Here is a 3,887-nt window from a genome sequence, read left to right on the forward strand (position 1 = left end):
ACCCGCGCCGCACCCACCCCCAACGACCCCTGACCCGCGAACACCACCGCGACCGAGACCTCCTCCGAATCCACCGAACCGGTCATCAGCCCGGCGGCCGGGCGGCCGTCCGCCAGCGCGTCGAGCCCGTCGGCCAGGGTGTCGCGATCGGCGCCGATCACGACAGCGCGGTGGGCGAGAGCCGCCCGACCGGTTGCCAGGGTCCAGGCGACGTCCGGTAGGGGGATGTCGTCGCCGATGAACTCCCGCAGCCGCCGGGCCTGCTGGGCCAACGCTTCAGGAGTACGGGCCGACAGCACCACGGGAACAGGTCCGGTCCGCGCAGTGGCTGGTTCGACGGTGTCGGACGCCGCCTCCAGCACCACATGGGCGTTGGTACCGCTCACTCCGAACGCGGACACCCCCGCCCGACGCGGCCCGGCCCAGTTCTGATGCTCCGTCAACAATCGGACCGAGCCCGCCGACCAGTCGACATGCGGCGTCGGCTCCTCGGCGTGCAAGGTGCGCGGCAGCAGACCATGGCGCATCGCCATCACCGTCTTGATCACACCGCCGACACCCGCCGCCGCCTGCGTGTGACCGATGTTCGACTTCAACGACCCCAGCCACAAAGGCTGTTCACGATCCTGCCCGTACGTCGCCAGCAACGCCTGCGCCTCGATCGGATCGCCCAACCGGGTCCCCGTACCGTGCGCCTCCACGGCATCCACGTCGGCGGCACGCAGGCCCGCGGAGGCCAGCGCCTCCCGGATCACCCGCTGCTGCGCCAGACCGTTCGGCGCCGTCAGACCGTTCGACGCACCATCCGAATTCACCGCCGAGCCACGCACCACCGCCAGCACCCGGTGCCCCAGACGCCGCGCCTCGGACAACCGCTCCAGCAGCAGGACTGCGACGCCCTCGGACCAGATCGTGCCATCGGCATCGGCGGAGAAGGGCTTGCACCGGGCGTCCGCGGCGAGGCCGCGCTGCCGGGAGAACTCCACGAACGGGACCGGCGACGCCATGACCGAGACCCCGGCCACGAGCGCGGCCGTGCACTCCCCGGACCTCAGCGACCGCCCGGCCAGGTGGAGGGCGACCAGGGAGGACGAGCAGGCCGTGTCCACGGTGAGCGAGGGGCCCTCGAGCCCGAGGAAGTACGCGATGCGGCCGGAGACCACGCTGCCGCCGCTGCCGGTCAGTACATACCCGTCGACCTCTTCGGGGGCATGCCGCGGGTCGCCGCCGTACTCCTGGTGCGAGGCCCCGACGAATACGCCGGTCCGGCTGCCCCGGACCGATCGGGGGTCGATGCCGGCCCGTTCGAAGACCTCCCAGGAGGTCTCCAGCAGCAGCCGCTGCTGAGGGTCCATCGCCAGCGCCTCGCGCGGCGAGATCCCGAAGAAGGCGGCGTCGAACTCGGCCGCGTCGTGCAGGAAACCGCCTTCGCGAACGTATGACGTGCCGGGGCCGCCGTCGGGGTCGTAGATCCGCTCGGTGTCCCAGCCCCGGTCGGTCGGGAACGCGGAGATCGCGTCACCGCAGTCGGCGACCAGCCGCCACAGCTGTTCGGGCGAGCCGACCCCGCCGGGGAAACGGCAGCTCATGCCGACCACGGCCAGGGGCTCGGACCGGGCGGCGGAGATCGTCCGGATTGCGTGGCGCAGTCGTTCGGTCTCTTTCAGTGACGCCCGCAGTGCGGCGGCGACTCGGTCCTCAGTCGTCATTGTCAGCTCCAGTGTCCGCGCGGGCGCTCAGAGGGACTTGCCGTCGAGGGCGGCGCGGACAAGGTCGTCGAGGTCCATCGTGTCTATGCCGCTGCCCGGTTCCGCGGGGTCGTCGGACACCGCCGGGGCGGGCCCGCCGCCGGCCAGGTCGAGCAGCCGGTCGAGCAGTCCGGCCTCTCTCAAGCGGGCGACGGGGAGGGCCGACAGCACCGCGCGGATCCTGGTGTCCTCGTCGGCGTCGGGGGCGGCGTCGTCGGGGGCGTCGCCGGGGGCGTCGCCGTCGGGCCCGAGCAGGTCCAGCAGATGAGCGGTAAGCGCCTGGACGGACGGCCGTTCGAACACGACCGTGACGGGCAGGGTGACACCGGCGCGGTCGTTCAGGGCGCCGCGCAGGTCGACGGCCGCCAGCGAGTCCATGCCGAGTTCCGAGAACGGGGTCTCCAGGCCGACGGCCTGCTCGCCGCGATGACCGAGCACCTTGGCGACCTCGGCCCGGACCAGCGAGCGCACCCGGGCGGTCCGCTGCGGGCCGGTGAGGACGCGCAACTCGTGTCCCAGCGTGTCGGCCGCCCGGTCGGCGTGGTCGCCGGCCATCGGCCGGGGCGCCGTGGCGAGCCCGCCGAACAGCGGCGAAGGCCGAACGGAAGTGAAGACGGGCAGGAAGCGGTCCCACTCCACGTCGGCCACCACCACCTCGGCGGCCGTCCCCTCGACAGCCTCCCGCAGAGCCCGCAGCGCCGCCTCCGGGGGCAGCGCGCGCAGCCCCCGGCGTTCGAGGTGGGCGACCTGGTCGTCCCTCGCCCCCATGCCCTCGGCGTCCCAGGGTCCCCAGGCGATGGAGACGGCGTGCACTCCGGCGGCACGGCGGAGCCGGGCGAGTCCGTCGAGGAAGGCATTGCCGGCGGCGTACGCGCTCTGGCCGGCGGCGCCCCACACACCGGAGACCGACGAGAAGAGCACAAAGGCGTCCAGTTCGTCGTTGTCGAAGATCTGGTCGAGGTGGACCGCGCCGATCACCTTCGCGGCCGTGATGTCCGCGAACTCCGCGACACCGAGGTCGGCGATCGGCGTCCGCTGGGAGAGACCGGCCGCGTGCACGACCGTAGTGAACTCCGCGCCGCGTTCCCGCGCGTCGCCGATGACGCCCTCCAGCGCCGCCCGGTCGGTGACGTCGCACGCCACCGCCTCGGCCCGCGCTCCCAGCGCGGTCAACTCCGCGAGGAGTTCGGCAGCGCCGGCTGCCTGCGGCCCGGACCTGCTCAACAGGATCAGCCGCTCGGTGCCGTGGCGGGCCAGCCATCGGGCGACGTGCGCGCCCAGCCCGCCGGTGCCGCCCGTGATCAGGGCGGTGCCGCGCGGCTGCCACGTGCTCTCGGCGACCTCCTGGCGCGCGCGGACCACCCTCCGCCCGTAGACGCCGTCCGCCCGGATGGCCACCTGGTCCTCCGATGCCCCGAGCACCGCCGCGAGCCTGTCGCCCGCGGGACCGTCGAAAGTCGCGGGCAGGTCGATCAGACCGCCCCAGCGCGTCGGGTGTTCCAGGGCCACGACACACCCCAGCGCCCACACCCCTGTGTGCTCGACCGCGTCGAGCGGTTCGTCGCCGACGGCGACGGCGCCTCGGGTACCGAACCACAGGGGGGCGTCGATGTCCGCGTCGCCCAGTGCCTGGACGAGCAGGTGGGCGAGCGCGCCGCCGACCGCCATCCCGTGGTGCACGGGATGGAGTCCGGTGTCGAGCGCCAGCAGCGAGAACACCCCGGCGGGGACGGGGAGTCGCCGCAGCCGGTCCGCCATGGATCGCCGGTCGTCGTCCACGCTCAGGACGAGCGTCGAAGCGCCCTCGCCGAACCGGGCGGCGCAGCCCCGCACCAGCTCGTGCTCCTCATGACCGGCCGGGACGACCAGCAGCCAGGCACCCTCCACGTTCGTGCCGGTCGGGCAGTCGAGCCGTTCCCAGTCGATGCGATAGCGCGTCGAGTCCTCAGCCGCATCGGTACCGGTACCGGTACCGGTATCGGTATCGGTATCGGCACCGAGCCAGAAGTGTTCGCGCTGGAAGGCGTACGTCGGCAGGTCGACGAGGCTGCCGCGGCCGAGGACGGTGTGCCAGTCGATCCGGGCGCCGTCCACGTGGAGTCGGCCGAGGGCCGCGTAGAGGGTCTCGACGGGGTCGTG

At 73.1% G+C, this 3,887-nt stretch carries 2 protein-coding genes; both read right to left on the reverse strand.

All coding sequences use genetic code 11. The annotated features are described in order from the left end of the window. Positions 1–1,715, reverse strand: a 1,715-nt coding sequence (locus IEY86_RS35605; RefSeq protein WP_373287151.1) for a type I polyketide synthase, incomplete at its 3' end; no start/stop codon positions are given. 21 nt (positions 1,716–1,736) lie between these two features. After that, positions 1,737–3,887: beta-ketoacyl reductase (locus IEY86_RS35610; RefSeq protein WP_189136044.1), on the reverse strand; the 2,151-nt coding region annotated here is incomplete at its 5' end.

The sequence above is a fragment of the Wenjunlia tyrosinilytica genome (assembly GCF_014646055.1).
In the GTDB taxonomy this organism is placed as follows: Bacteria; Actinomycetota; Actinomycetes; order Streptomycetales; family Streptomycetaceae; genus Wenjunlia; species Wenjunlia tyrosinilytica.